Raw genomic sequence first — 2512 nt, 5'->3', positions numbered from 1 at the left:
CACTGCGCCGGCAACGGCGTGACGCTGGGGATCGTTTCCTCCGGCAACGGCGCCGTCCCCGTTCCGGGCGCTGCGCCGGCCAACGCCGGAAGCGCGGCAACACCGAGCGCGGTTGAACACAACCGGGCGAACCACCTCATGCTGCACCTCCCTGACATCGCCGTTCGAGCGGCGTTGCAGGAATAATGTGCGTCCGACCTAATTCTGTCAATCGACCTAAATCTGGCGAGTGACCTAATTTTGAAAAGCTGTTATAGGCGCCGCGATACCGGGAGATGAATTGTTATGAATCAGGATGATAATCTGTCATTTGTGGTCCCAGACCTGATCGTGCCGGAACGCGACGGGGGCTATTCCAAGGGACATGAGACCCGCGAAATGATCCTTCGCGCGGCGCTGTCGATCCTGATCGACGAGGGATATCGCGCGATGTCGATGCGCCGAGTCGCGGCTGCCTGCGGGATGAAATTCGGCAACCTCACTTATCATTATCGCACCCGCGAGGATCTGGTGCGCGAACTGCTCGACGGGATGATCAGCAGCTATGAGGTCGAATTCGAGGCGATCGTCCACCAGCCCGATCTCAGCCCCGACGAGCGGCTCGAACGTTACTGCCGGCTGGTTCTCGACGATATCACGACCAAGAAGACGACCCGGCTGTTCCCCGAATTATGGGCTTTGTCGAACCACGATCCGTTCGTCTATGAGCGGATGCACGAGCTCTACACCCGCGCGCGCCGCCCGCTGTTTGAGGTGGTGGCGGAAATCCGCCCCGATCTGTCGACCGAGGATCAGGAAACGCTGACCTTGTTCATCTCTTATTCGATGGAGGGATCGACGATCTTCGCGGGCTATGAAAAACCGTTCCGATCGCAGATGAATCGGATCAAACACGTATCGATCGAGGCGTTTCGCGAGTTGGTGCACAACTTCAAGCGGAGTTGAACGCATGGTTACCGAGCCCAGGCCGATGTCCCGCGGCGGCAAGATCGCTTACGCCATCGGGCTGCCGCTCGGTCTTATCATGCTGGTCTTTCTGCCGATCGGCCGGCTCGATTGGGTGCCGGGCTGGGTGTTCATCGGCTTCCTCTTCGTCACCTACGGGATTGCCGCGTCGGTCCTGCTTCGGGTCAATCCCGCGATCTTCCGCGCGCGCAACCGCTTCCAGCCGGGGACGCAGCGCTGGGATCTGATCCTGCTGTCGCTGATGCTCCCGGCGATGGTTATCGAGATTCCGCTCGCGACGCTCGATGCCGGGCGGATGCATTGGTCGGTGGTGTCCCCTGCGATCGTCGTGCTGGGCTATGCCTTGCTCGGCGGCGGGATCGCGTTCGGCGGGTGGGCGCAGGCGGTCAATCGCTTCTTCGAACCCGGCGTCAGGCTCCAGCGCGAGCGCGGGCAGCATGTCATCACCGACGGGCCGTATCGCTTCGTCCGCCACCCCGGCTATGTCAGCGCGCTGATGGTCTTCGTCGGACTGGCGCTAGCGCTGGCGTCGTGGTGGGCGCTGATCCCTGCGGCCTGGGCAAGCGCACTGCTGATCGTGCGGACGCGGTGGGAGGATGCGCTGCTTCACGCCGAGCTGGCCGGCTATGCCGATTACGCCCGGCGGACGCGTTACCGGCTGCTGCCGGGCGTGTGGTGAGCGCTATACCAAGGTCGGGCGCGAGCGGATCGCGTTGAGCACCGGCGGTGCGACGCGATAGACCGCCATCCGCCGCCCGCCGCGGTTGACGTGATCGGTCACCCGTCCGGCATAATAGCGCCGCACCAGCCCCGCGCGGACCAGATCGGAAACTGCGCGGCTGACATTGGCCTTGCCGACCGCCAGCGCTTCCTCGGCCAGCGCCGCCTCCAATTTCTCGGGATCGTCACTGCCGATCCGCGCCGCCACCCTGGCCCGCAGCCCGGCACGGCGTCGGTCGCGCGCCGCGAGCGGGACGAGCTGGCGCGCGAGCCAGTCGCGCAACGACAGCCGCTCCCCTGCCCCGCCGCGCACCCACGGCCCCGCCTCGCCATCGGGGCGCGCCGCCTCGGCGATCAGCCCGAGGACGAGAAAGGCATAGCGCGGGCGGCTGGAAGCATCCGCCAGCGAGGCGAGGATCGAACCCAGATCGGGCCGGGCGGCGCTGTCTTCGGTCATGCCGCAGAATCAAGCACATGCGGAACGAATAGTGAATCCCACTTCTGCGCCCGGCATCAACTTTGTCGTGGGTGACACTTTGCCTGAAGGACGGCCGCACCCCGCCGCATCCCTCGTTACCTCCGGTCTTGGGCCGGGGTCCATCGTACCGCAGACTCCGTGGCAAGAACCTCTTGCTTCGCGCTCGCCTCCCGGTGGATCCCGGCTCAAGACCGGGTGGCAGGGGGCCTTCCCGGCTCCAAACCGCCACGGATGACAGTCTGCCGCGCCGATTCTGGTAAAGTGTCACCCGTGGCGCTCCGGGCACAGTGTCACGCGTCGACGACGCGGAACACCGCCCCCGTTCCGGCATTGCGGACCAGATCGACC

Annotated in this window: 4 protein-coding genes; 3 read left to right on the top strand and 1 reads right to left on the bottom strand. The window is 65.0% G+C overall.

Annotation, left to right across the window (positions count from 1 at the left end; all coding sequences use genetic code 11):
- The 3 genes from BGN95_RS07165 to BGN95_RS07155 form a co-directional block, all read left to right on the top strand.
- On the top strand, nt 1-186 hold a 186-nt coding region (locus BGN95_RS07165), incomplete at its 5' end, for a hypothetical protein (protein ID WP_286772100.1).
- Between the two features lie 99 nt (nt 187-285).
- On the top strand, nt 286-945 hold the full coding sequence (locus BGN95_RS07160) for a TetR/AcrR family transcriptional regulator (RefSeq protein ID WP_179515353.1): 660 nt from the start codon (nt 286-288) through the stop codon (nt 943-945).
- A 25-nt stretch (nt 946-970) separates the two neighbouring features.
- A complete protein-coding gene (locus BGN95_RS07155) occupies nt 971-1645 on the top strand; it encodes a methyltransferase family protein (protein ID WP_286772099.1) in 675 nt (224 codons plus the stop codon).
- A 3-nt stretch (nt 1646-1648) separates the two neighbouring features.
- On the opposite strand, the gene BGN95_RS07150 is transcribed toward BGN95_RS07155, so the two are convergent.
- Nucleotides 1649-2143 carry a hypothetical protein gene (locus BGN95_RS07150; RefSeq protein ID WP_179515352.1) on the bottom strand — a complete coding sequence of 165 codons (495 nt, stop codon included), beginning with the start codon at nt 2141-2143 and terminating at the stop codon, nt 1649-1651.
- Between the last annotated feature and the right edge of the window lie 369 nt (nt 2144-2512).

The organism is Sphingomonas sp. 66-10 (genome assembly GCF_001897045.1).
Classification (GTDB): domain Bacteria; phylum Pseudomonadota; class Alphaproteobacteria; order Sphingomonadales; family Sphingomonadaceae; genus Sphingomonas; species Sphingomonas lycopersici.
Note: the sequence above shows the minus strand (reverse complement) of the source record. Positions and strands in the feature narration are given on the sequence as shown.